The organism is Pseudarthrobacter sp. L1SW, assembly GCF_020809045.1.
In the GTDB taxonomy this organism is placed as follows: domain Bacteria; phylum Actinomycetota; class Actinomycetes; order Actinomycetales; family Micrococcaceae; genus Arthrobacter.
This window is the reverse complement of sequence record NZ_CP078079.1, coordinates 163054-187352: the sequence shown is the minus strand read 5'-3', so window position 1 is coordinate 187352 and position 24299 is coordinate 163054. Positions and strand designations below refer to the sequence as shown.

Here is a 24299-nt window from a genome sequence, read left to right as displayed (position 1 = left end):
AGCAACCACCGTAGGGGGCCAGTGCGGGATGTAGTAGGGCCGTTTGGCCTTGGCCTTTTGGGTTATTCGAAGGACCGGATGGTGATGCCGGAGAAGGTGGCCGGACCGCCGTCGGTATAGAACGAAATCCCCGTGTCGCCGTTCGCAAAGTGCACCTGCTGGGAGAGCACGGTGTGCCCGGCATTCACGAACACCTCCACGCTCTGCGTATCAACGAAGATCCGCAGATGCACCGAGCGTGCGGCGGAGTCAATGGGAGCGGCCGCGCGCGTATAGGGCGCCAGGGAGAAGCCCGGCTGGTCCGAGGGCGCGCGGTCCACGTAGAGTTCGTTGCCGTATTTGCCGATGTTTGTGTGCCTGGCGCCGTCCGTGGAGCGCCCCACCGAAACCCCGACATTCGCCGCCGCGTCCCAGGAGATGTCCAGTTCAAGCTCGTATGCCCGGCCGCACCAGGGCAACACCGCGCTGCCGTTGACCGTGCGGTCCGGGAATGCGGTGGTGGAGGTGGCGTACCGGGTGAGTGCGCCCAGCGGGCTGCTCAGCAACGAAAACCAGCCGCCTGCCTGGCGCTCCAGGCGCAGTTCCCTCACCACCGAATTCTGGCCGTTGTACCCGTCAGTGGCATCGGTGGGCACGTCCCGGGCGGCGTACTTCCAGTTGTTCATCCAGCCGATCGCGTACCGCCGCGTTTCAGGCGCCTCGATGGCCGGCCAGGTGACAGCGCCGTACCAGTCCCATCCCCAGTCGAGCCACTGCGGGCTGTTGACGTCGTCAGCAAGGAACTGCTCCCCGTCCCACCGTCCTGTCCAGTAGGCGTAGGTCATGGGCAGCCCGATGCTGTAGGCGTCCATGCTGGCACCCAGCACCCAATGCCGGGTGCCGTCATTGGCTGTCATCTCGAAGAGGTCGGGACACTCGATGCCGCCCAGCGCATGGTTGGGAAAGTCGAAGTTACGCTTCAGCTGCCAGTCACGCAGGTTCGGTGAAGTGTAGAACGCTGCGTACCGTGCGCGGCCGATCACGCACACCCACTCGTGCCGGTCGGCATCCCAGTGGATCTTCGGGTCACGGAACCACTCTGCATTGTCGATCTCCGCCTGGGTTGTCGCTGCCCTTCCGTCCGTGTTCACGATGACCGGATCCGGAAGCGCCGTGAATGAATAGCCGCCGTCCGTTGACCAGTACAGGTACTGCTCCTGGTATTTTCGGATGCCGCCCGTGGGCTGGGTTGCCAGCGCGATGACCGCGCCGGCCCCGAATCCGGCGGTGTTGGCCGTGTCCACCACCGCAGATCCCGACCAAACGGGGAAATCCGGCTGCAGCGGCAGCGCGTCGCCGTGATGGGCGAAGGATACGGCGTCCGTGGTGGTGGCATGGTCCCAACCGCCCTGGCCGTTGTTCTGCGTGGAGTGCAGGTAGTAGAGGTGGTAGGCGCCGTCCAGGTACACCGGGCGTTGGGGGTCGCAGAGCCAACCCGACGGGGGTGTCATGTGATAGACGGCCCGCAGGGAACCTTGGGCGAGGGCGGGGGCGGCAGCAAGGTTGCTGCCTGCGAACAATGCGAGGGCTCCCGTGCCCTGCAGGACATGGCGGCGGGAAATGGCATGGGTCATCTTTGACTTCCTCTCGTGGGGGCGGCTCTGCCCGGGCGCAACGGTGGGGCTCACTGCTGCTGGAACCTACGTTGGTCCGCCACAGCCCCCCTTTTGGTCAAGCGCTTTAGCAGGAAAAGCTAGTCCGGATTGCGGAAGTGGTCAAGCGTTTAAGCGTGTCCCAACAATTTTTTGCTAAAACGCTTGATCAGGCATCCCAGGGACAGTTAGCCTGTGGGTGATCAAACGCTTTAGCAGAAATGGACATCAGCGCCGATGAATCACCCGGTCTTCTTCCAGCCCACCGATGCATGGGTGGGCGACCTTATCCCTTTCGAGCACAACGGGGAGTTCTGGCTCTTCTACCTCCACGAGGTGCGCACCGAACCGAAACCAGGAACCCCATGGAACCTGGTGACCACCAAGGACCTCATCCAGTTCCAGGACCATGGGGTCGCCCTCCCCCACGGAACGGATGCCGACCTCGACTTCAACGCCTACACCGGCAGCGTCGTGGCGGACGAATCCGGCGTCCACCACCTGTTCTACACAGGGCAGAACCCGAACAACCTCGGAACCGACGGGCTCCCGCTGCAGCTGGTCATGCACGCCACCAGCACCGACGGCATGCTGACCTGGGTGAAGCATCCGGAGCTCACGTTCGGCGCCCCCGCCGGATACGAGTCCGGTGACTGGCGGGATCCCTTCGTCTTCCGCGACGAGGCGGCCGGCCTGTGGCGGATGCTCATTGCCGCCCGGCACTCCGAGGGCCCTGAACGGCGCCGCGGCGTGATCGCCCAGTGCACCTCCAGGGACCTGCTGGCCTGGGAGAACGCGGAACCGTTCTGGGACCCCCGCCGCTACATCACCCATGAATGCCCGGACGTGTTCTCCTGGGGCGATTTGTGGTACATGGTCTACTCCGAGTTTTCGGAAAACTTCACCACCCGCTACCGCATGGCCAAGAGCCCCGACGGCCCCTGGACGGTGCCGGCCCGGGACTCCATCGACGGGCGGGCCTTCTACGCCGCCAAGACGGCGGAACGGGACGGCCGGCGCTTCTTCTTCGGCTGGATCGCGTCCAAGGAAGGAAATTCCGACGACGGCGCCTGGCAGTGGGCGGGCACCATGGCGGTTCTGGAGGCCCGTCAGAACGCCGACGGGACCCTGGCGTTCGGCTTCGCCGACGAACTGGTGGAAAGTTTCTGGGAGGACGTCCCGCTGACGTTTGATCCCGCCCTGCCCGCCAGGCTGGAAGCACCGGACAGCTACGCGGCTGCCGTCTCCAACGAGGACCTGCCCGGCCAGTTCTACGCCAGGGCAGAACTGGACATCGACGCCGGCACCACCGAATGCGGCTTGCTGCTGCGGTCCAGCCCCGACGGGGACCACTCCTACATTCTTCGCCTGGAACCGAAGCGGGGGCGGCTGGTCTTTGACCGGTGGCCCCGCAAGGTCAGCGGCGACGCCCAATGGCACGTCTCCGGCGACGTCCCGTTCGAGCTTGAACTCGAACGCCCCTGCGACCTCAGCCCCGGTAAACACACCCTGGAAGTCGTCGTCGAAGGGGATCTCTGCGTCGCCGTGGTGGACCGCCAGGTGGCCCTCAGCACCAGGATCTATGACCTTCCGTCCGGGCGGATAGGCGTGTTCGCCGGCGAAGGCACAGTCACGGTCACAGGTTTCGAAGTACGCAAGCGCACCAACAACTAAACACCCCCACCCCCTACCCCCGTTCCAATCAAGGGAGATTGCCGACAATGAAAAACCTGCTCCGCACTGCCGCAACCGCAGCTGTTGCCGCCCTGGCCCTGACGGCCTGTGGCGGCGGAAGTTCCAACGATCCCTCGAACGTCAGCCCGGCCGGTGAGGTCAAGCCGCGTGAAATCTCGTGGCTGCTCTCCCGCCCGGCTGACGGCGCCGTCATCAACATCATGAAGAAGATCGCCGACGACTATGCCAAGGACCACCCGGGCTTTGAGCTGAACCTCATCACCACCCCGGACCGGCCGTCCTACATCCAGAAGCTGGAGACCCTGGCCGCCGCCAACAAGCTGCCCGAACTGTTCGATACCGACGCCACACCCTTCGCCCAGCAGCTGGCCAAACAGGGCAAGATGGTGGACGCCGAAAAGCTGCTGAAGACGCTGGACATCTACGATGACTACCGCCCCGCCGCGCTGGACTACCAGCGTTTCGATGACGGCTCCCTGTACATGATTCCGTTCCAGTTCGAGCTGGAGTTCATCTGGTACAACAAGGCCCTCCTGGAAAAGGCCGGCGTTGCTGTCCCCACGTCCCTGGATGACATTCCGGCCATGTGCACCACCCTCCGCAATGCAGGGATCACCCCCATAGCCATCGACGGCCAGGACCAGTGGCCGCTGGAGCGCTACATCGCGTACCAGCCATTCCGGGAAGCCGGACCGGAATTCGTGCAGAAACTCAAGAAGGGCGAAGCGAAGTTCGCGGACCCCGCGGGCCAGAAGACCGTGAACTGGATGGCGGAGCTGGGCAAGGCAAAGTGCTTCCAGGAAGGCTTCTCAGCCCAGGGCTACTCCGACGCGCAGAACCAGTTCACGTCCGGGCAGGCCGCGATGTACAACATCGGAACCTGGGAACTGCCCAGCCTGGCCACCGACAAACTGGACCCTTCCGTGCGGGAAAGCATCGACTTCTTCACGCTGCCCACCACGGCTGGATCCGCGACCGCGGCAAACGAGTTCGTCTCGCCGTCGGGCATTGGGATGGCGGTGAACTCCAAGACCTATGACCCGCTGGTCAGCGACTTCCTGAAGTTCGCCCTGCAGAAGTACCCGGCCGAATACGCGGCCACGGGCGCGCTCTCCCCCACCACCGACGTCGAAACCACCATCCCGGCCAATGCCACGCCGCTGTACCGGAAGGCGCTGGACCAGGCCAAGGACCTCGGCTCAAAGCAGGCCATGCCCTGGGATACCCAGCTCGACCCCACCACTAACGGCCGGCTGCAGCAGGAGCTCGTCCTGCTGGTGCAGGGCAACATCACGCCCGAACAGTTCACGGCCACCATGGACAACACCATCGCGCAGAACGCCCCCAAGTTCTTCAAGTAGGCACTGCTTCTCCCAGTAACCATGCGGCGGGGGACCGTCACGGTCCCCCGCCCGAAAGGCCCCGCCATGCAACCCAACAGGATGCTTCCCAACAGGTCACGGACCTCGGTCCTGGTCTTCCTGCTTCCGCCCCTGCTGCTCTACGGCGCAGCTGTGCTCTTTCCGATCCTCCAGTCCCTGTTCCTGAGCTTCTTCTCGTGGAACGGCATCAGCGACATGGAGTTCGTGGGGCTGGACAACTACGTCCGGATGTTCGTTGCTGACGACATCTTCTGGCGCGCGTTCCTTAACGCCCTCATCTACCTGGCCATCTGCCTGGTCCTGCAGCTCGGCGGTGCCCTGGTGGTGGCCAGCCTCCTCACGTCCCTGACCCGGGGACGGGAACTCATCAAGACCCTCTACCTGCTGCCGGCAGTGATCTCCACCGTGGCCATCGCCTTCCTGTTCGTCCGGATCTACTCCCTGGAACCCGTGGGCCTGCTCAACCAGCTGTTCCACTGGGTGGGCCTTGGCAGCCTCGAACGGCCCTGGCTCTCAGACGTCTCCACGGTGCTCACAGCAGTCTCGGCTCCGGAAGGCTGGCGCTTCACCGGGCTCTACATGCTCATCATCTACGCGGCCCTGATCGCCGTGCCCAAGGAACTTGAGGAGGCCGCGGTCCTGGACGGCGCTTCCCGCTGGACCCTGTTCACCAAGATCCGGTTCCCCTACATCCGGCCGGTGTGGATCACCACCACCATCATGGCCACCACCTACGGCCTGCGCGGCTTCGACATCCCCTACCTGATGACCAACGGCGGCCCGGGACAATCCTCCGAACTGCTGACCACCTACATGTACAAGACCGCCTTCACCAGCACGGACTTCGGCTACGCCAGCACCATCTCCGTCTTCATCGTTGTCGAGTGCCTCATCGCCGTCGGCCTCATCCTGTTCCTGCTCAAGCGGAAGGCAGACTCATGATCACCCAAGCAGCCCCGCCCACCCAGCCACCCGCCGTCGTACCTCCCCGGTACTCCGTGCAGCGCCGCCGTCGCAGGCCCGACCTGTTCCGCACGCTGTCACGCGTGCTGATCATGCTCATCGTGATCGTCCAGGTGTACCCGCTCGCGTGGCTGTTCCTGACCAGCCTGCGGACGGAGCAGGACTTTGCCACCGGCGATCCATTCGCACTGCCCAGCTCCCTCACGTGGGAGAACTACGCCCGGGCCTTCGAAACCGGGGATCTGGGCCGGAACATCCTCAACAGCTTCATCGTGACCATGGGGGCCAACATCCTGATCGTCCTGTTCGGCATGATGGCCGCCTACGCCATCCAGGTCCTCGGATTCCGCCTCAGCAAGCTGGTCCGCGGGCTGTTCCTGATCGGCATCATCGTCCCGGTGCAGATCGCCCTGGTCCCGCTGTTCATCGACTACTCGGCCGTGAACCTGCTGGACACCTACCAGTCGATGATCATCCCGCTGGCGGGATTCTCCCTGCCCATGTCCGTGTACCTGTTCTGCTCGTTCTACGAGTACATCCCCAAGGAAACGTATGAGGCAGCCTCGCTTGACGGCGCCGGCCCTTACAGGATCTTCGGGCTGATCACGCTGCCGTTGTCCCTGAACACTGTGGTGACCGTGGTCCTGGTCAACAGCATCTTCATCTGGAACGACTTCATCTTCGCCAACACGTTTGTCCTGTCCGAGGACCTGAAGACCATTCCGCTGGGCTTGCAGAACTACATCGGCGCCATGGGCAAGGTGGACTGGACCGCAACCTTCGCAGCCGTCTGCGTCACCATTACCCCGCTGCTGCTCGTTTTCCTGGTGCTGAACAAGGCCATGATCCAGGGGCTGGAGAGCGGGGCGAGCAAGGGATGACGGCCACGGCAGGCGGATATACTCCTGACGGAGGACAGGTGAGTTCAATGGAGAATGGTGCAGGGAAGCCGGCAGCGGCGGCCCGTTCGCCGCGGACCCCGGAGCGCGCCCACCCGGTTACCCTCCGCGAAGTCGCAGAAGCAGCCGGGGTTTCGACGGCCACCGTCTCACTGGTGGTCAACAAGAAAAAGAGCGCCCGGATTGCAGAGGAAACGCGCCAGCGCGTCAACGATGCCATCCGTGCCCTGGGCTACCGCCCCAATGCCATGGCTAAGACCCTGGTCAGCGGAAGTTCCCGGTTCATCGGGCTGGTGGCCGACGGTGTTGCCACCACGCCCTTCGCGGGCCAGATCATCCATGGCGCCCAGGACGAGGCGTGGAAGCATGGCTACGCGCTGCTGATCGCCAACACCGAGGGCAACAACGAACTCGAGCAGGACGCCATCCAGATGATGCTCGAGTACAAAGTCCGCGGCATCCTCTATTCCACCTGGTTCCACCGGCAGACGGACATCCCTGCGCCGCTGCGTGAAGCGGACTTCGTCCTGGTGAACTGCTTTTCAGACGAGCCGGGTACGCGGGCCGTTGTTCCGGACGAGGTGCAGGGCGGCCGCTCTGCCACGGAAATCCTGCTGCGGCAGGGCCACCGCCGGATCGCGTTCATCAATGCCACCATCCCCGCGCCAGCGAAGGACGGCCGCCTCCTGGGGTACCGGCAGGCGCTTGAAGAAGCCGGCGTTCCGTTCCACCCCGGCCTGGTACTGGAAGCGTATCCGGACCAGGAAGGCGGCTATGGAGCAACCGCTGCGCTCCTCAAGCTCGGGGTCACGGCGGTGTACTGCTACAACGACCGGATGGCCATGGGCCTTTACGACGGCCTCCGGGAACACGGCCTGTCCATCCCCGATGACATGGCGGTCGTGGGATTCGACAACCAGGAAGTCATCGCCGCACACCTCCGCCCCCCGCTGTCCACGGTGTCCCTGCCCCATTACGAGCTGGGCGCCGCGGGTGTCCGGATGCTGCTCGAACTGGACGGGGCGCCGGCATCCGGCACGGGCGGGGTTGCTAAAATCCACTGCCCCGCAGTGGAACGGACCTCGGTGAAGGCCCAGGCGCGGACCTGACCTGGATAAAGGCACGACGGCGGGTGGTCATGCTGAGGCGCTGATCACCCGGTTTCGCCCCGCGAGCACACCCGTCACGGCAAGGACCGCCATAATGCCCGCTGTAACCAACAGTGGAAGCGTCCAGTCTCCGCTTAGATCGCGAAGAGCACCGAACATCACCGGCCCCACGGCAGCCAGGCCGTAGCCCACGGACTGCGCCATGCCGGATAAGGATGCCGCCTGCGGGTAGTTCACGGTCCGGAGGCTGAACAGCGACAGGGCAATGACAATGAGGCTTCCGCACCCGACCGCCCCCAGGAAGACCCACAGCAGGATGAGGTCCGGTGCGACCGCCAGGCCCAGGAACGTCACAACCATCACCGCGCCGCTGGTGAAGGAGACGAGCCGCTGGTCCGACCCGCGGTGAAGGATGCCCCCTGCTACAAGGCTTGCGAAGACGCTAATCAGCAGGAAAACGGACAGGTGGATGCCGGCGGTAGCGGCCGGGACCCCGCGGCTTTGTTCGATTGTGGGCAGCCAGGCCATCAGGACGTAGAAGGCGATCGACTGGAGCCCCATGAAGATGGTCACCTGCCAGCCCACAGCCGAGGTCCAGGGCGATTGGTGGGGCACTTCCGGAGTGGGGGCCTTCATGGTGCCGGAGCTGTGCCGGCGCAGCCAGGGCAGGAGCACCGCCATGGCGATGAGGGCCAGTCCCACCCAGATGCCGAGGGCCAGCCGCCATCCCGCGGCGGAAGTCTGCGCAACGGGCACGACGACGGCGGCCCCCATAGCGGCGAAGACGGCCTGGGTGGCGGTGTAGCTGCCGGTGAGCTGGCTGACCCGAGTGGGAAAGTCCCGCTTCACCAGCGACGGGACCAGGACATTTAGGAACGCTATCGCGAGGCCGATCAGTGCTGTGCCCAACCAGATGAATCCGGGAACGGGCAAGGAGCGGAGCGCAATGCCGGAGGCCAGGAACAGCAACGACATCCACAGCGCACGGTCGAGGCCCAGACGACTGGCGAAGCCGGGCGCCAGGGGTGAAAAGACTGCGAAAGCAATGAGCGGAAGGCCGGTCAGGAATCCCGCTGCAGCGCTGGACAAACCAAGGTCGGAGCTGATGTTCGCGAGGACCGGCCCCACGCTGACAAAGGACACCCGGAGGTTGACTGCAATGAGCAGAGCGCCGATGAAGGCGAAGCCGAACCTGACAGTACGGTCCTGTGCGTTCCGGGTGGCAGCGGGCATCGTTGCGGGTTCCATCCTTTAGAAAGTGCGAGAGGGTCCGGGTAGAAGCGACGGTAAGTGCGAGAGGGTCCGGGTAGAACCGGCACTAAGTGAGAGAGCGTCCCGGGGGCTAGAGGATCTTGCGGATGGTTTCCTCGAAGCTGGTGACGTGGTGCAGGGCCAGCTCCCCTGCCTTGTCCGCGTCGCCGGCTGCCACCGCTTTAAGCAGGTCCACGTGTTCGGTGATGTGGCCGGTCACGGAGGGAACCTTGTCCAGCACCACGCACCAGATGCGGGTGGCCAGGTTGTCGTAGCGGATCAGGGTGTCTTCCAGGTGGGGGTTGGCGGCCGCCTTGTAGATCAGCCGGTGCACCATAAGGTCGTAGCGCATCAGGTCGCGTGACTCCCCCGTCCCGGGATCAATGCTTGCGATGGCGTCCGCAACCTGCAGCAGTTCCCGCCGCATGCTTTCGCTGGCACGGTCCGCCGCGCGGCGGGCCGCGAGGGGCTCCAGCAGCTCCCGGACCTCGGACACGTCGGCCAGCTCGGTGAAGTCCACATTGGTGGCGAAGGTTCCGCGGCGGGGATAGGAAATGACCAGGTGGTCCACCTCAAGCCGCTTGATTGCTTCGCGCACGGGAGTACGGCTGAAGCCCAACTCCGCCGCCAGCTGCCCGTCGTTGATCGGCTCCCCCGGACGGATCTCCAGCATGATCAGCTTGTCCCGCAGCTGCCGGTACGCGGCCTCGGCCTGGGACGGGGCCGGGGCTTCCTCCTCCGCAGGGGTCAGGGCAAGAAGTGCATTCAAGGCGCCGCTCCTATCTTTGGTAACCCGCTGCACCGAAACGGTAGCTAAAAGCCGCTTTCGGTCCAGCTCTTGACTCTGCTGTGATCCCAATCATACCATTGATCTCACACTGATATATCAGTCATTGAATAAATGGTATTTCAAAGGAGCATCCGTGGTTGAGCAGTTGAACGAGCGACTTTCCGTAGTCGATCCTGAGGTCCAGCAGGCCATCGCCAGTGAGCTGGGCCGCCAGCAGTCGACGCTGGAAATGATCGCCTCCGAGAATTTCGCCCCGTCCGCCGTCATGGAGGCACAGGGCTCGGTCCTCACCAACAAGTACGCCGAGGGCTACCCGGGCAAGCGCTACTACGGCGGCTGCGAGCATGTGGATGTTGTGGAGCAGCTGGCCATCGACCGGGTCAAGGCGCTCTTCGGCGCAGAGTTCGCCAACGTCCAGCCGCACTCCGGCGCCCAGGCCAACGCCGCCGCCATGTTCGCCCTGCTGAACCCGGGCGACACCATCATGGGACTGAGCCTGGCCCACGGCGGCCACCTGACCCACGGCATGAAGATCAACTTCTCCGGCAAGCTCTACAACGTGGTCCCGTACCACGTCAGCGAATCCGACCTCCGTATCGATATGGCCGAAGTCGAGGCCCTTGCCTTGGAACACCGGCCCAGGCTGATCGTTGCCGGCTGGTCCGCCTACTCCCGCCAGTTGGACTTCGCCGAGTTCCGCCGCATCGCCGACCTCGTTGGCGCCTACCTCATGGTGGACATGGCCCACTTCGCCGGACTGGTTGCAGCCGGCCTGCACCCGAACCCGGTGCCCTACGCCGACGTGGTCACCACCACCACGCACAAGACCCTGGGCGGCCCCCGCGGTGGCGTCATCCTCGCCAAGGAGCAGTACGGCAAGAAGATCAACAGCGCCGTGTTCCCCGGCCAGCAGGGCGGCCCGCTGGAGCACGTGATCGCCGCCAAGGCCGTGGCCTTCAAGCTCGCCGCCTCCCCCGAGTTCAAGGAGCGCCAGGAACGCGTCCTGCAGGGATCCAAGCTCCTCGCCGAGCGTCTCCTCAAGGACGACGTCGCTGCAGCAGGAATTTCCGTGGTCAACGGCGGCACCGACGTCCACCTGGTCCTGGTGGACCTGCGCAACTCCGAACTGGACGGCCAGCAGGCCGAAGACGCCCTGCACAAGATCGGCATCACCGTGAACCGCAACGCTGTCCCGTTCGACCCCCGCCCGCCGATGGTGTCCTCCGGCCTCCGGATCGGCACCCCGGCCCTGGCCACCCGCGGCTTTGGCGCGGAGGAATTTGCAGAGGTCGCGGACATCATTGCGACGGCGCTGATCGCCTCGGCAGGCAGCGTCGCCTCCGGGAGCACTTCCCTGGGCGACAGCACCGCCGTCGAACTCCGCGCCCGCGTCACCGCCCTGGCGGAGAAGTTCCCCCTGTACCCCCACCTCAAGGACGGCACCGACGTTGCCGCCTTCGAAGCAGACCTGATTGGAGCAGCCCAGTGAGCGCAGACCTCCTTCCCGAGCACCCCGACTTCCTCTGGCGCAACCCGGAGCCCAAGTCCTCCTACGATGCTGTGATCGTCGGCGGCGGCGGGCACGGCTTGGCCACCGCGTACTTCCTTGCCAAGAACCACGGGATGACCAACATCGCCGTCCTGGAAAAGGGCTGGCTGGCCGGCGGCAACATGGCCCGGAACACCACCATCATCCGCTCCAACTACCTCTGGGACGAGAGCGCGGCCATCTACGAGCACGCCCTCAAGCTCTGGGAAATCCTGCCCGAGGAGCTTGAGTACGACTTCCTCTTCAGCCAGCGCGGCGTCATGAACCTGGCCCACACCCTGGGCGACGTCCGCGAAAGCATGCGGCGCGTGGGTGCCAACAAGCTCAACGGCGTTGACGCCGAGTGGCTGGACCCCAAGCAGGTCAAGGAACTCTGCCCCATCCTGAACATCAGCGACAACATCCGCTACCCCGTCATGGGCGCCACCTACCAGCCGCGCGCGGGTATCGCCAAGCACGACCACGTGGCCTGGGCCTTCGCCCGGAAGTGCGACGAAATGGGCGTGGACATCATCCAGAACTGCGAAGTCACCGGCTTCGTCAAGGACGGCAACCGCGTGGTGGGCGTCAAGACCAACCGCGGCACCATCAACACCGAAAAGGTGGGCCTCGCCGCCGCTGGCCACAGCTCGGTCCTGGCCGAAATGGCAGGCTTCCGGCTCCCCATCCAGTCCCACCCGCTGCAGGCGCTGGTTTCCGAACTTCATGAGCCCGTCCACCCCACGGTGGTGATGTCCAACCACGTGCACGTGTACGTCTCCCAGGCCCACAAGGGCGAACTGGTGATGGGCGCCGGCGTGGACTCCTACAACGGCTACGGCCAGCGCGGTTCCTTCCACGTGATCGAGCACCAGATGGCCGCCGCCGTCGAACTCTTCCCCATCTTCGCCCGGGCCCACGTGCTCCGGACCTGGGGCGGCATCGTGGACACCACGCTGGACGCGTCCCCCATCGTGGGCAACACCCCGGTGGAGAACATGTTCGTGAACTGCGGCTGGGGCACCGGCGGCTTCAAGGCCACCCCGGCGGCCGGCATGACGTTCGCGCACAACATCGCCACCGGTGAACCCCACAGGCTGAACAAGCCGTTCGCCCTGGAGCGCTTCGAGACCGGCGCGCTGATCGACGAACACGGCGCTGCCGCCGTCGCCCACTAGCTGCCAGACGCACTTAAGAAAGAAGACGCACATGCTGCTCATCTCCTGCCCCAACTGCGGCTCCCGCGACGAGACCGAGTTCCACTACGGCGGCCAGGCCCACGTGGCCTACCCGGAAAACCCTAACGAACTGACCGACCGCGAATGGGCCGAATACCTGTTCTACCGCGACAACACCAAGGGCGCGTTCGCCGAGCGCTGGCTGCACAGCACCGGCTGCCGCCGGTGGTTCAACATGCTCCGCGACACCGTGACCTACGAGATCCAGGCGATCTACCCGATGGGTTCACCCCGTCCCGATGCCGCCGGCAAGGTCACCGCCGACACCGGCACTGCCAGCACCGCCGCTGACAGCACCACCACGGGAAACGCGGCCCCCAGCCTCTCCACCACCAGCATCTCCAGCACCACCGCCCCGGAAGGAGCAACCAAGTGACTTCCCAGAACGCCCGCCTCGCCGCCGGCGGACGCATCGACCGCACCATTTCCTGGCGCTTCACGGTGGACGGCGAAGAGTTCACCGGCCACCCGGGCGACACCCTCGCCTCAGCCCTGATCGCCAATGGCCGCATCAACGCCGGCAACTCCCTCTACGAGGACCGGCCCCGCGGCATCATGTCCGCCGGCGTGGAGGAATCCAACGCCATGGTGAAGATCGCCGCGCGCTTCCCGGGTGACGTTGCCGAGTCCATGCTCCCCGCCACCACGGTCACCCTGGTGGACGGCCTCAAGGCTGAGCTGCTCAGCGGACTGGGCAAGCTGGACCCGGAGGAGGACCGGGCCGAATACGACAAGAAGTACGTCCACACCGACGTCCTGGTGATCGGCGGCGGCCCCGCCGGCCTCGCCGCAGCGCGTGAAGCTGTCCGCAGCGGTGCCCGCGTGATGCTCCTGGACGACCAGCCGGAACTGGGCGGCTCCCTCCTGTCAGGGTCCACATCCCCTGAACTGGCGGAGACCATCGAAGGCAAGCCGGCCCTGGAATGGGTGGCCGACGTTGAAGCCGAACTGGTTTCCGGCGCCGAATCCACCGTCCTGAACCGCACCACCGCCTTCGGCGCCTACGACGCCAACTACGTCATCGCCGTCCAGAACCGCACGGACCACCTGTCCTCCCCCGCGGCACCGGGAGTTTCCCGGCAGCGCATTTGGCACATCCGTGCCAACCAGGTGGTGCTGGCGCCGGGCGCCCACGAACGCCCGCTGGTGTTCGAGAACAACGACCGCCCGGGCATCATGCTCGCCTCCGCCATCCGCAGCTACCTGAACCGCTACGGAGTTGCCGCCGGGCAGCGCGTGGTCATCAGCACCACCAACGACAGCGCCTACGCCCTGGCCGCGGACCTGCGCGCCGCCGGCGTCAAGGTCGCTGCCGTGGTGGACGCCCGTCCGCAGCTCACCGCCGTGGCCGCTGCCGCAGTCGAAGCCGGCACGCGCGTGCTGATCGGCAGCGCGGTGGCCAACACCTCCGCCTCTGGTGCAGACGGCCGCGTGGACGGCGTCACCGTCCGCAGCATTAACGACGACGGGGAGCTCACCTCGGGCATCGAGCAGATCGCCTGCGACCTGCTGGCCGTGTCCGGTGGCTGGAGCCCGCTGGTGCACCTGCACTCCCAGCGCCAGGGCAAGCTGCGCTGGGACGACGACCTGGCTGCGTTTGTGCCCAGCACCGTGGTCCCCAACCAGCAGACCATCGGCTCGGGCCGGGGCAGCTTCGCCCTGGCCGACTGCCTCGCCGAGGGTGTCTCCGCAGGGCTCACCGCGGCCCGCGCTGCCGGCTTCAGCCCTGAAAATTCTGACGCTGACGTCGATCCTATTGTTCTTTCCGAGCCGAAGGCCGCCGCCCCCACCCGCCAGCTGTGGCTGGTTCCGGGCGAGCAGGGCACCCCGGATGACTGGCACCACCACTTCGTGGACTTCCAGCGCGACCAGTCCGTGGCCGACGTGCTGCGCTCCACCGGAGCCGGCATGCGCTCAGTGGAGCACATCAAGCGGTACACCTCCATCAGCACCGCCAACGACCAGGGCAAGACCTCCGGCGTCAACGCGATCGGCGTCATCGCCGCCGCACTCCGGACCGCCGGCGAAGCTTCCCGCGGCATCGGCGATATCGGCACCACCACCTACCGCGCACCGTTCACCCCGGTTGCCTTCGCGGCACTGGCCGGACGCCAGCGCGGCGAACTGTTCGACCCCGCCCGCAAGACCTCGATCCACCCGTGGCACGTCGCCAAGGGCGCCCTGTTCGAGGACGTCGGGCAGTGGAAGCGGCCCTGGTACTACCCGCAGGACGGGGAGGACATGGACACCGCCGTGCTGCGCGAGTGCGCCGCCGTCCGCGACTCCGTGGGCTTCATGGACGCCACCACCCTGGGCAAGATCGAGATCCGCGGCAAGGATGCCGGTGAGTTCCTCAACCGGATCTACACCAACGCGTTCAAGAAACTCGCCCCGGGCTCGGCCCGCTACGGCGTGATGTGCACCCCTGACGGCATGATCTTCGACGACGGCGTGACCCTGCGCCTGGACGAGGAAACCTACTTCATGACCACCACCACCGGCGGCGCCGCCAAGGTGCTGGACTGGCTGGAGGAATGGCTGCAGACCGAGTGGCCGGAACTGGACGTGCACTGCACCTCCGTGACGGAGCAGTGGAGCACCATTGCCGTCGTCGGCCCCAAGTCCCGCGAGGTCCTCGCCAAGGTGGCACCGGAACTGGCCGCCAACGGCGGGCTGGAAGCCGAAGCGTTCCCCTTCATGACCTTCCGCGAAACCACCCTGGCCTCCGGCGTCCGCGCCCGGGTCTGCCGGATCTCCTTCTCCGGTGAACTGGCCTACGAGATCAACGTGCCGTCCTGGTACGGACTGAACACGTGGGAAGCCGTGGCAGCCGCCGGGGCCGAGTTCAACATCACCCCCTACGGCACCGAGACGATGCACGTACTCCGCGCCGAAAAGGGCTACCCGATCGTCGGCCAGGACACGGACGGCACCGTCACCCCGCAGGATGCCGGCATGGACTGGATTGTCTCCAAGGCCAAGGACTTCATCGGCAAGCGCTCCTACTCCCGCACGGACGCCCAGCGCGAGGACCGCAAGCACCTGGTGAGCGTCCTGCCGGTAGACGGAACGCTCCGGCTCCCGGAAGGCAGCCAGCTCGTTGAGAAGGGCCGTTCCACCAACCCCGCCTACGGCCCGGTTCCGATGGAAGGCTTCGTCACCTCCAGCTACCACAGCGCAGCACTGGGCCGGTCGTTCGGCCTGGCACTGATCAAGAACGGCCGCAACCGGATCGGCGAAACCCTGGTTGCAGCCGCCGGCGACCAGCTGGTGGACGTCGTCGTCGCCGAAACCGTACTTTTTGACCCCGAAGGGACCCGCAAAGATGGCTGAAACAGCAGCACCCGCAACCTCCTACGAGAAGAACCTCTCCCTCCGGGTCAGCCCCGCGGCCCAGCTCCGGGCAGAGTTTGAAACCGGTTCCGTCCCGGGCGTGGTGGAACTTCGTGAAGTGCCGTTCCTGACCATGATGGGCCTCCGGGTCAACCGGAACAGCGAAGCCGGCCAGCGCGTCGCCGCCGTCACCGGCGGCCTGCCCGCCACCTGCGGCAACGTCAGCGGCACCGGGGACACCTCCGTACTGTGGCTTGGCCCGGAAGAGTTCCTGTTGGTGGCGCCCACCGAAGCCCACGAGTCCCTGGGCGGCGACCTGATCCAGGCACTGCGCGAGGCACTGGGCAGCGACGCAGGGCAGGTGGTGGATCTTTCCGCCAACCGCACCACGTTTGAGCTCACGGGCCCGCGGGCCAGGGCGGTCCTGGAAAAGGGCTGCTCGCTGGACCTGCACCCCCGTGTCCTGCAGGCCGGCACGGCCCTGTCCACGGAGATCGGCAACATCCCGGCGGTGCTGTGGAAGACGGGCGACGAGTCGTTCCGGATCTTCCCCCGCGCCTCGTTCGCCGATTTCCTGGGCCGCTGGCTCCTGGACGCAATGCGGGAGTACGCCTCCCCCGAGGTCCCCTGACATGGCGCTCAGCGTCCTGGACCTGTTCTCCGTTGGCATCGGGCCGTCGTCGTCACACACGGTCGGCCCGATGCGCGCAGCGAAGCTGTTCGCTGACGGGCTCAAGGGCGACGGACACCTGAGCTCCACCACCCGGGTCCAGGCCGAGCTGTTCGGCTCCCTGGGTGCCACCGGGCGGGGCCACGGTTCAGACAAGGCCGTGGTCCTGGGCTTCAAGGGCCTGGACCCCGAAACGGTGGACACCACCACCGCCGATGACCAGGTGGCCGCGGCCGCGCTGGATGCCGAGCTGTGGATCTGCGGCGACCACCGGGTGGACTTCAACTGGGATGAGGACGTGGTGCTGCACCGGCGCAAGTCCCTTCCCGCCCACCCGAACGGCATGACTTTCCGGGCGCTGGACCACGCTGGTGCCGTACTCAGCGAACGGAGCTTCTATTCGATTGGGGGCGGCTTCGTCGTTGACGGCGATGCTGACGCAGGCGACCGCGTTGTGGCTGACTCCACTGTCCTTCCGCACCCGTTCAACACGGCCGACGAGCTCCTCGAGATCTGCAGCCGCGAGGGCATGTCCATCTCGGACGTCATGCTGGCCAACGAGCTGTCCTGGCGGTCCGAGGCGGAACTGCGCGAGGAACTCCTGAAGCTGTGGGCGGTGATGCGCGAATGCGTTGACAACGGCTGCGCCGCGGAAGGAATCCTTCCCGGTGGGCTCAACGTGCGCCGCCGCGCGCCGTCGTTACTCCAGACCCTGACGGCGGACACGGGAGTCACCGACCCCTTGCGGGCCATGGAGTGGGTGAACCTGTTCGCGCTGGCCGTGAACGAGGAAAACGCCGCCGGCGGGCGGATTGTCACCGCGCCCACCAACGGCGCTGCGGGGATCGTCCCGGCGGTGCTGCACTACTACGTGAAGTTCGTCCCCGGCGCCGACGACGACGGTGTGGTCCGCTTCCTGCTGGCCGCGGCCGCCGTCGGAATCCTGTTCAAGATCAACGCCTCAATCTCCGGCGCCGAGGTGGGCTGCCAGGGTGAAGTGGGGTCCGCCTGCTCCATGGCTGCCGCCGGGCTCTGCGAGGTGCTGGGCGGGACGCCCGCCCAGGTGGAAAACGCCGCCGAGGTGGGCATTGAACACAACCTGGGCCTGACGTGCGATCCCGTGGGCGGGCTGGTGCAGATCCCCTGCATCGAGCGCAACGCGATCGCCAGCGTCAAGGCGATCAACGCCGCCCGCCTTGCCCTGCACGGCGACGGCAGCCACAAGGTGTCCCTCGACAAAGCCATCAAGACGATGCGCGAGACGGGCGCCGACATGAAAACCAAGTACAAGGAAACGTCCCGAGGGGGCCTTGCCGTGAATGTGATCGAGTGCTGACCCATGACTGCCATTGAGACTGAAACTGTCCCTGCCACTTCCCCGACCACTGTGGAGCACGTCCTGACTTTGGACTGTTCCGAATCGCCCGGCATTGTCCACGCCGTGTCCGGCTTCCTGCTGGAGCACGGCTGCGACATCATCGACAACCAGCAGTTCGGCGAGCGTTCCGAAGGGCATTTCTTCATGCGGGTGCATTTTGCGTCCGACGGCGATGCCTCCACCGTAGACACGCTGCGGGCGGCTTTTGGTCCGGTTGCGGAGCGTTTTGGGATGCGCTGGCGGCTGGAGCGGCAGGGTTCCAAGCGGAAAGTGCTGATCATGGTGTCCAAGTTCGGGCACTGCCTGAACGATCTGCTGTTCCGGGCGCGCATCGGTGAACTGCCGGTGGACGTGGTGGCCGTGGTGTCCAACCACACGGACCACCAGGCCCTGGTGGAATGGCACGGCATTCCGTTCTTCCACGTGCCGGTGACGCCGGAGACCAAGCCCGCGGCCGAGGCCCGGCTGCTGGAACTGGTGGACGAGTTCGACGTGGAACTTGTGGTGCTGGCCCGCTACATGCAGGTGCTCAGCGACAACCTGACCCGCAAGCTGGACGGCAAGGCGATCAACATCCACCACTCGTTCCTGCCCAGCTTCAAGGGCGCCAAGCCGTACCACCAGGCGTATGCGCGCGGTGTGAAAACTGTTGGGGCAACGGCGCACTACGTCAACGCCGAACTGGACGAGGGACCGATCATCGCCCAGCAGACCGTGGAGGTGAACCACACCTATGGGCCCGAGGACCTGGTGGCCGCCGGCCGCGACACCGAGTGCAAGGCCCTGTCCAACGCGGTCCGCTGGCACTGCGAAGGCCGGGTGATCCTGCAGGGCAACCGCACGGTGGTCCTCCGGTAGCCCCATCCCTGCCCCTCCCCACCAGACGCTCTCTCACTCGATGTCGGTTTTGGCCGGACCCTCTCTCACTCGATGCGGGTTCTGGCCGGACCCTCTCTCACTTAACGCGGGTTTGGCCGGACCCTCTCTCACCCAGTGAGGCCAGCCCCATCCCGGTTGGGAATCGAGTACTACAGTGGATGCATGGCTGCCAGCCGCAATCCGCTCGACGACCTGCGCGAAACCATCGGCCACCTGACCGATCAGCTCAGGCTGCACGGTTCCGAGCGCGTTGACGACCTGGTGGGCGATCTCATCGGTGCGAGGCCCGGGCCGGCCCGCCCGCTGTCCGAAGTGCAGGCCGAGCTCGACGCACTGGTCGGACTGGAGACCGTAAAGGAACAGGTGCGGGCCCTCGTCGCCCTGCTCCAGGTCCAGGCCCGCCGTAAGACGCATAGCTTGCCGGAAGTGGCGACATCACAGCATCTGGTGTTCCTCGGAAACCCGGGCACGGGCAAGACCACCGTGGCGCGGCTCCTGGCCGAGATGTACCGCGCGGTGGGTCTGCTGCAGAAAGGCCACCTGGTCGAAGTCGACCGTTCGGGCCTGGTGGGGCAGTACGTCGGCGCGACCGCCATCAAGACGGACCGGGTAATCCGGCGTGCGCTGGACGGCGTCCTGTTCATCGACGAAGCCTACGCGCTGGCCCCGGAAGACGGCCGGACGGACTTCGGCCCCGAGGCGATCGAGGTCCTGCTCAAGCGGATGGAGGACCACCGGCACCGCTTGGTGGTGATCGTGGCCGGGTACCCGCGGCTGATGGAGTCCTTCCTGCTCTCGAACCCCGGATTGCGCTCCCGGTTCGCCCGCGAGATCACTTTCCCCGACTACTCCGTGGACGCACTCCAGACGATCTTCCACCAGATGCTGGCCCAGCACGAGTACAGGCTGGAGCCTGGTGCGGACCAGACACTGCGCCGCATCCTCACCGGGCTGCACGCAGGCGAGGACTCCGGCAACGCACGGTTCGCCCGTACGCTGTTCGAGCAGGCGATCAACCGCCAGGCGCTGCGGCTGTCGCTCGACGAAGAACAAAGCCTCGACGCGCTCGATCGTGAGGCCGTCATGACGCTCACGGCGGACGACATCGTGGAGGCCGCGCTGGCCTTGGGCGAGCAGCCGGAGCCGGAACCGACGCCAGAACCGGAACCTGAGCAGCCCCGCTGGTGGCGCTGGCTGGTCTGACCGGATCCGCGGCAGCTGTCATGGCTGCAGCACCGACGCCGTTCACTCGCCGCTGGCAAACCCGGACGCTTGGGGGTGGTCAAGCGGACCGTTTCGGAGCGCCCGTTTTATCCGCTGTACTGCGCGCTGAAAATCGTCAGCGAGGTCGTCCTTGTCGAAGACAAGGACCGTCCAGCCTGCTGATTCGAAGGCCTTGTCCCGTCTCCTGTCGCTGAGGATCTGTGCGTCACCAAGGTGATGTCCGCCGTCGTACTGGATGGCAAGGCGGCGGTGACGATAGGCGAGGTCGGCCGACGGCGACCGTGCGTCTCCGGCGCGCAACAGCACCTGGAGTTCGGGCTCGGGCAGGTCTGCACTGACGATGGCCAGGCGCAGCAGCGATTCGGGCGCCGAGTCCGCGCCCACGCGCATCAGGTCCAATGCTTCACGCGCCTTGACGATGCCCTGGAGATTCGGGTGGCGGCCGACCAGGATGCGCAACCCCGCCGGGGTGTCGTAGGGCTGCGTCCTTCCCTCGAAATCCACCCGCGGGATGCGGATGAGTTCATCACCCATGCTCACCAGGTCGTGGAGCGGCAGAACCTTTGCCAGGTCGAGCCAGGTGCGGGACCGGGTGCTCAGCCGGATGCCATCGACCACCTCAACCTCATTTTCAAGGGCAAGGACGGTATGGCCGAAGATGCCCTTGCGGCGGACCGACGGCAGCGCACGAGGCTTGCTGAGGTGCAATTCTGTGGAGTCCGCCAGCCACGGTGGCAGCAGTTGGCACCGGAGCCGCGCCGCTGTCACGTGCGAGATCCAAGCTCCCGGCGACGCGGCGGACAACACTCTGGCGGCGTCTTCCAGGTCGAAGTCCCAGTCTGCGGGACGGTAGAGGCCGCGGCCCACGTTGACTACATCGTTGCGCCGGAGCCGGTCCAACGTGACGCCGGAAGCCCTGGCCGACGCGAAGGTGAAGGGAGCTGTTGCCAACGGAAGGGGAAGAACTTGCTTTCGCATGCTGGCATTGTGCCCCGAGACGGCAGGAGGCTGCAGAAGTTATCCACAGGCCCCGTTGAGCTGGCGGACGGGTGAGAGAGGGTGGCCCAAAAACCGACGTTAAGTGAGAGAGCGTCGGCTCAAAACCCGCGTTAAGTGAGAGAGCGTGCTAGGTGGGCTGCGGGGTGGCGAGGCGGGCCGCCAGGTGCAGGGCAGCGAGGCGGCCGGTGCCGCGGGGATCGCCGCCGCAGAGGGAGAAAATCCGCGTCAGCCGCTGGTGCATCGACTGGCGTTCCAGGTGCAGCTCCCGCGCGGCCTGCGCCGTATTGCATCCGGAGTCCAGCCAGACCCTCAAGGTTTCCACCAACGCCGAATGCCGCTGCTCATCGTGCTCAAGAAGGGCACCGAGCTGCTGCCGGACAAAATCGGTCCGCTGCACCTCGTCCAGGGAATGGAACGCAAGGCGTTCCACTCCGAAGGCCTCGGCGTCGAGCACCTCGCTGGCCATTCGCGACCCGGGCGGGCGCGGCTCACCGCCGCCCCCCACATCCAGCGTCAGCCGCGCCTCCGCAAGCGACCACGGTGCCGCCGAGATTCCGGAGGCCACGGGACCCACCGAGCTGATGCTGCCCTCCGGCAAGTCGAGCGTCCGGAGTCCGGCCAGGATCCCGCTCCGGTCCTCATGCGCTTTGCCGGTCCGCAACACTGCGAGCGCCAACAGCTCCTCGTTGTCCGCGTAGCTGGCACTGTGCCGGCCCACCCGGTCCAGCAGCTGCTCCACGGTGGTGCGCAGCTGCCGGGAACCGGGCGACCGGATCACAACTGCCACCAGCTGCGCAGCCGGGGGGATGCCTGCAGCCGGCGCCAGTTGCTGGAGCCGCCAGTTTTGGGTGCCGGAATCAACGGCGCGGATCAGGGCGGCTCCTGCCATCTCCTTCAGGCCAGGCGGCATGCGCTGCAGCAGGGCCAGTGCCAGAATATCCACTGCGCGTGTCCCGGCAATCCTTGCCAGGCTTACATCCCCGCCCGGCAAGGTGTGGAGGCTCAGGCGCGCTGAAGGGATACCCCGCACGGACACATCGATATGGGTGGTGCGCGCACGGTCCTGGTCGGCGTCCGCCGCGGGCGTCAGCCCGGCATTCCCAACAAAGTCAGCAGGCAGTGCGCTTGCCAGCGGAGCCCCCGCGTTGGACGTCAGGACAACTTCCGCGCCCGTAGCGTCGGCCAGGACGGCCAGGATCCGGTCGAGGCTGCCGCCGTGGGCCAGCTCCACCGCCATGGCGTGGCTTGCCCGGTCAGCCTGCTGAAGGTGCGCAGCCGACACGCTCACCAGCAGCGAATTGATGGCCTCCATGACGCCCACGAAGGGCACCACTTTGCGCAGCTCTATCAAGGGAATTCCCGCGGCCTCAGCTGCACCCACCATGGAGGACGGAATGGACGGCAGGGCTGGGCCCGTCTCAATGGCCAGTGCAGCCACTCCCCGTTCCGCCAGCTCCCAGATGTAGCCGATACGCCGCTTGTCCGTCGCCGCGGCCAGCGCCTGGCCGCCGGTGAGCAGGAGTTCACCACCGCCAAGTAACGGGGCGATGTCCAACACTTCACTGGAGTGGATCCAGCGCAGCTGGGTTTGGACTGCCACGCCCGCCGCTGCGCGGATGACGGGGTCCGCAGGGGTGAGGGTGGGGTGTTTCAAAACATCCTGCAGGCTTATGGGCATGACACTCCGTCGCGTGAAATACAAATGTTCACGACACATTGTATGTGGTGAATTGTGGCCTGAGCCACATAACCTGAATCTATCCCTTTCACTTATGGAGGCTCCCCCATGCAAGACAACCTCTCCACGAAGCAGTCCGGGCCGGCAATGGCGCCGGCCGAAGACTGCGAAGCCTGGCTCCAGCCCATTCCCGAGTCCCAGCGCACGCACAAAGTTTCCGGCCAGTTCTGGATCTGGGCCGGCGCCAACCTGGCACCGATCAACTGGGTACTGGGTGCCCTCGGAATCCACCTGGGGTTGGGTTTCGCGGACACCGTGACAGTCCTGGTGCTGGGCAACCTGATCGGCATGCTGCTCTTCGGCTGCTTCGTCCTGCTGGGCCAAAAGACCGGCGCCACCGGCATGGTCCTGGCCCGTGCCGCATTCGGCCGGCGCGGCAACTACCTCCCCGCCGCCATCCAGGCGCTCCTGGTCATCGGCTGGTGCGCGGTGAACACCTGGATCATTCTGGACCTGGTCATGGCGCTCTTCGGAACGCTCGGCTGGGTTGACCCCACCACCCACAACTACGCCTGGAAGATCGGCGTCGCCACCGCCATCATGGCCGCCCAGGTAGCCATTGCATGGTTCGGCTACAAGGCAATCGCCGCCTTCGAAAAGTGGACCGTCCCGCCCACCATCATCATCCTGGCAGTAATGTCCGCAGTGGCCTGGTTCGGCATGAAGATCGACTGGGGCTACGCCGGCCCGGCCGGCGACATCCTGGAAGGCTCCGAGCGCATCGCCGCCATGAGTGCCGTCATGACTGCCATCGGCATCGGCTGGGGCATCACCTGGTTCACCTACGCCGCGGACTACTCCCGGTTCGTGAGCACCGAAGTGCCCAAGAAGAAGGTCTACCTCGCATCGGTCCTGGGCCAGTTCATCCCGGTCGTCTGGCTGGGCGTCCTGGGTGCAAGCCTGGCCACCAACAGCGGCGAAATCGATCCCGGAAAGCTGATTGTCCAGAACTTCGGGGTCCTCGCCCTGCCGGTGCTCCTGATGGTGCTGCACGGCCCCATCGCCACCAACATCCTCAACATCTACACCTTCTCGGTGGCCACGCAGGCGCTGGACATCACCATCAGCCGCCGCAAGCTCAACCTGTTCGTCGGCGTCTTCTCCCTCGCCGCCGTCGTCTTCTTCATCTTCCAGGAGGACTTCGCCGCAGTCCTCGACGCCTGGCTCATCGGCCTGGTGGCCTGGGTGGCCGCCTGGGGCGGCGTAATGCTGGTGCACTACTTCTGGATCGACAAGCGCTGGCCCGGCAACCCTGAAAGGCTGTTCGACGGCGTCGGCACCAGGCGGCTCCCCGGCGTCAACTGGGCGGGCGTCACCTCCCTCCTGGTGGGCATCTTCGCCACGTGGCTGTTTATGTACGGACTCGTTCCGGCGATGCAGGGCCCCATGGCCGTCGCCCTGGGCGGCTGGGACCTGTCATGGCTCGCCGGCGGTCTTGCGAGCGCCACCAGCTACGCCATCCTGGGCCCCAAGGTGCACCGCAGGTTCATTGAACAGGCCCCATCACACGCTGCAACCCTCCAGCTGCCCACCGAACTGACAGGCGCCGCGGCCCAGCCCGGCACGCCTGCAGCCCTCTGAGACGCCAGGAC

At 65.9% G+C, this 24299-nt stretch carries 19 protein-coding genes; 14 read left to right on the top strand and 5 right to left on the bottom strand.

Translation table 11 applies throughout. The annotated features are described in order from the left end of the window. Positions 1-62: 62 nt before the first annotated feature. Positions 63-1613 (bottom strand): glycoside hydrolase family 32 protein, encoded by a 1551-nt coding sequence (locus tag KTR40_RS00895; protein ID WP_228404988.1) that lies wholly within the window; start codon positions 1611-1613, stop codon positions 63-65. Positions 1614-1868: 255 nt separating this feature from the next. Here KTR40_RS00895 and KTR40_RS00890 point away from each other — a divergent pair, with 255 nt between their 5' ends. The 5 genes from KTR40_RS00890 (at position 1869) to KTR40_RS00870 (ending at position 7679) form a co-directional block, all read left to right on the top strand. Next, positions 1869-3305 (top strand): GH32 C-terminal domain-containing protein, encoded by a 1437-nt coding sequence (locus tag KTR40_RS00890; protein WP_228404987.1) that lies wholly within the window; start codon positions 1869-1871, stop codon positions 3303-3305. A gap of 47 nt (positions 3306-3352) precedes the next feature. Beyond that, a complete protein-coding gene (locus tag KTR40_RS00885) occupies positions 3353-4687 on the top strand; it encodes an ABC transporter substrate-binding protein (RefSeq protein ID WP_228404986.1) in 1335 nt (444 codons plus the stop codon). Between the two features lie 81 nt (positions 4688-4768). Continuing rightward, positions 4769-5650, top strand: coding sequence for a carbohydrate ABC transporter permease (locus KTR40_RS00880; RefSeq protein WP_228406207.1), 882 nt, complete (start codon positions 4769-4771; stop codon positions 5648-5650). Next, positions 5647-6552 carry a carbohydrate ABC transporter permease gene (locus KTR40_RS00875; protein ID WP_228404985.1) on the top strand — a complete coding sequence of 302 codons (906 nt, stop codon included), beginning with the start codon at positions 5647-5649 and terminating at the stop codon, positions 6550-6552. The genes KTR40_RS00880 and KTR40_RS00875 overlap by 4 nt, the downstream gene beginning before the upstream one ends. 47 nt (positions 6553-6599) lie before the next feature. Next, a complete protein-coding gene (locus tag KTR40_RS00870) occupies positions 6600-7679 on the top strand; it encodes a LacI family DNA-binding transcriptional regulator (protein ID WP_228404984.1) in 1080 nt (359 codons plus the stop codon). 27 nt (positions 7680-7706) lie between these two features. Here the strand turns inward: KTR40_RS00870 and KTR40_RS00865 are convergent, their stop codons facing one another. Together KTR40_RS00865 and KTR40_RS00860 are read right to left on the bottom strand one after the other, a co-directional pair. Continuing rightward, complete coding sequence (locus tag KTR40_RS00865; protein ID WP_228404983.1) at positions 7707-8912, bottom strand: MFS transporter; 1206 nt, start codon at positions 8910-8912, stop codon at positions 7707-7709. Between the two features lie 109 nt (positions 8913-9021). Further along, a complete protein-coding gene (locus KTR40_RS00860) occupies positions 9022-9699 on the bottom strand; it encodes a GntR family transcriptional regulator (RefSeq protein WP_228404982.1) in 678 nt (225 codons plus the stop codon). A gap of 154 nt (positions 9700-9853) precedes the next feature. Between KTR40_RS00860 and glyA the strand changes: the two genes are divergently transcribed. From glyA to KTR40_RS00820, 8 genes are all read left to right on the top strand, one after another. Then, entirely contained in the window at positions 9854-11209 is a 1356-nt protein-coding gene (gene glyA / locus KTR40_RS00855) for a serine hydroxymethyltransferase (protein WP_139027403.1), read from the top strand. After that, positions 11206-12426 (top strand): sarcosine oxidase subunit beta family protein, encoded by a 1221-nt coding sequence (locus tag KTR40_RS00850; protein ID WP_139027402.1) that lies wholly within the window; start codon positions 11206-11208, stop codon positions 12424-12426. Before glyA ends, KTR40_RS00850 begins: the two co-directional genes overlap by 4 nt. A 31-nt stretch (positions 12427-12457) precedes the next feature. Beyond that, positions 12458-12862 (top strand): sarcosine oxidase subunit delta, encoded by a 405-nt coding sequence (locus tag KTR40_RS00845; protein ID WP_228404981.1) that lies wholly within the window; start codon positions 12458-12460, stop codon positions 12860-12862. Further along, entirely contained in the window at positions 12859-15819 is a 2961-nt protein-coding gene (locus KTR40_RS00840; protein ID WP_228404980.1) for a sarcosine oxidase subunit alpha family protein, read from the top strand. Before KTR40_RS00845 ends, KTR40_RS00840 begins: the two co-directional genes overlap by 4 nt. Then, complete coding sequence (locus KTR40_RS00835) at positions 15812-16450, top strand: sarcosine oxidase subunit gamma (RefSeq protein ID WP_228404979.1); 639 nt, start codon at positions 15812-15814, stop codon at positions 16448-16450. Before KTR40_RS00840 ends, KTR40_RS00835 begins: the two co-directional genes overlap by 8 nt. A 1-nt stretch (position 16451) precedes the next feature. Beyond that, positions 16452-17825, top strand: a complete 1374-nt coding sequence (locus tag KTR40_RS00830; protein ID WP_228404978.1) for an L-serine ammonia-lyase — start codon at positions 16452-16454, stop codon at positions 17823-17825. A gap of 3 nt (positions 17826-17828) precedes the next feature. After that, positions 17829-18725, top strand: a complete 897-nt coding sequence (gene purU, locus KTR40_RS00825; RefSeq protein WP_139027397.1) for a formyltetrahydrofolate deformylase — start codon at positions 17829-17831, stop codon at positions 18723-18725. A gap of 183 nt (positions 18726-18908) precedes the next feature. Beyond that, positions 18909-19949: an AAA family ATPase gene (locus KTR40_RS00820; RefSeq protein ID WP_228406205.1), complete on the top strand. Its 1041-nt coding sequence runs from the start codon at positions 18909-18911 to the stop codon at positions 19947-19949. 42 nt (positions 19950-19991) lie between these two features. Here KTR40_RS00820 and KTR40_RS00815 read toward each other — a convergent pair whose 3' ends face one another. Continuing rightward, the gene (locus KTR40_RS00815; RefSeq protein WP_228404977.1) at positions 19992-20948 is read right to left on the bottom strand and encodes a DUF559 domain-containing protein; all 957 of its coding nucleotides are present in this window, start codon (positions 20946-20948) and stop codon (positions 19992-19994) included. A 148-nt stretch (positions 20949-21096) separates the two neighbouring features. After that, positions 21097-22647: a PucR family transcriptional regulator gene (locus KTR40_RS00810; protein ID WP_228404976.1), complete on the bottom strand. Its 1551-nt coding sequence runs from the start codon at positions 22645-22647 to the stop codon at positions 21097-21099. A 108-nt stretch (positions 22648-22755) separates the two neighbouring features. On the opposite strand from KTR40_RS00810, the gene KTR40_RS00805 reads away from it, so the two are divergent. Then, entirely contained in the window at positions 22756-24288 is a 1533-nt protein-coding gene (locus KTR40_RS00805) for a cytosine permease (protein ID WP_228404975.1), read from the top strand. The last annotated feature ends 11 nt before the right edge of the window (positions 24289-24299 follow it).

Coding starts and splice junctions, on each gene's coding strand:
- KTR40_RS00810 (WP_228404976.1), bottom strand. CDS start 22,647: ATGCCCATAAGCCTGCAGGATGTTTTGAAACACCCCACCCTCACCCCT.
- KTR40_RS00830 (WP_228404978.1), top strand. CDS start 16,452: ATGGCGCTCAGCGTCCTGGACCTGTTCTCCGTTGGCATCGGGCCGTCG.
- purU (WP_139027397.1), top strand. CDS start 17,829: ATGACTGCCATTGAGACTGAAACTGTCCCTGCCACTTCCCCGACCACT.
- KTR40_RS00835 (WP_228404979.1), top strand. CDS start 15,812: ATGGCTGAAACAGCAGCACCCGCAACCTCCTACGAGAAGAACCTCTCC.
- KTR40_RS00865 (WP_228404983.1), bottom strand. CDS start 8,912: ATGCCCGCTGCCACCCGGAACGCACAGGACCGTACTGTCAGGTTCGGC.
- KTR40_RS00870 (WP_228404984.1), top strand. CDS start 6,600: ATGGAGAATGGTGCAGGGAAGCCGGCAGCGGCGGCCCGTTCGCCGCGG.
- KTR40_RS00845 (WP_228404981.1), top strand. CDS start 12,458: ATGCTGCTCATCTCCTGCCCCAACTGCGGCTCCCGCGACGAGACCGAG.
- KTR40_RS00890 (WP_228404987.1), top strand. CDS start 1,869: ATGAATCACCCGGTCTTCTTCCAGCCCACCGATGCATGGGTGGGCGAC.
- KTR40_RS00875 (WP_228404985.1), top strand. CDS start 5,647: ATGATCACCCAAGCAGCCCCGCCCACCCAGCCACCCGCCGTCGTACCT.
- KTR40_RS00885 (WP_228404986.1), top strand. CDS start 3,353: ATGAAAAACCTGCTCCGCACTGCCGCAACCGCAGCTGTTGCCGCCCTG.
- KTR40_RS00820 (WP_228406205.1), top strand. CDS start 18,909: ATGGCTGCCAGCCGCAATCCGCTCGACGACCTGCGCGAAACCATCGGC.
- KTR40_RS00895 (WP_228404988.1), bottom strand. CDS start 1,613: ATGACCCATGCCATTTCCCGCCGCCATGTCCTGCAGGGCACGGGAGCC.
- KTR40_RS00815 (WP_228404977.1), bottom strand. CDS start 20,948: ATGCGAAAGCAAGTTCTTCCCCTTCCGTTGGCAACAGCTCCCTTCACC.
- KTR40_RS00880 (WP_228406207.1), top strand. CDS start 4,769: ATGCTTCCCAACAGGTCACGGACCTCGGTCCTGGTCTTCCTGCTTCCG.
- KTR40_RS00805 (WP_228404975.1), top strand. CDS start 22,756: ATGCAAGACAACCTCTCCACGAAGCAGTCCGGGCCGGCAATGGCGCCG.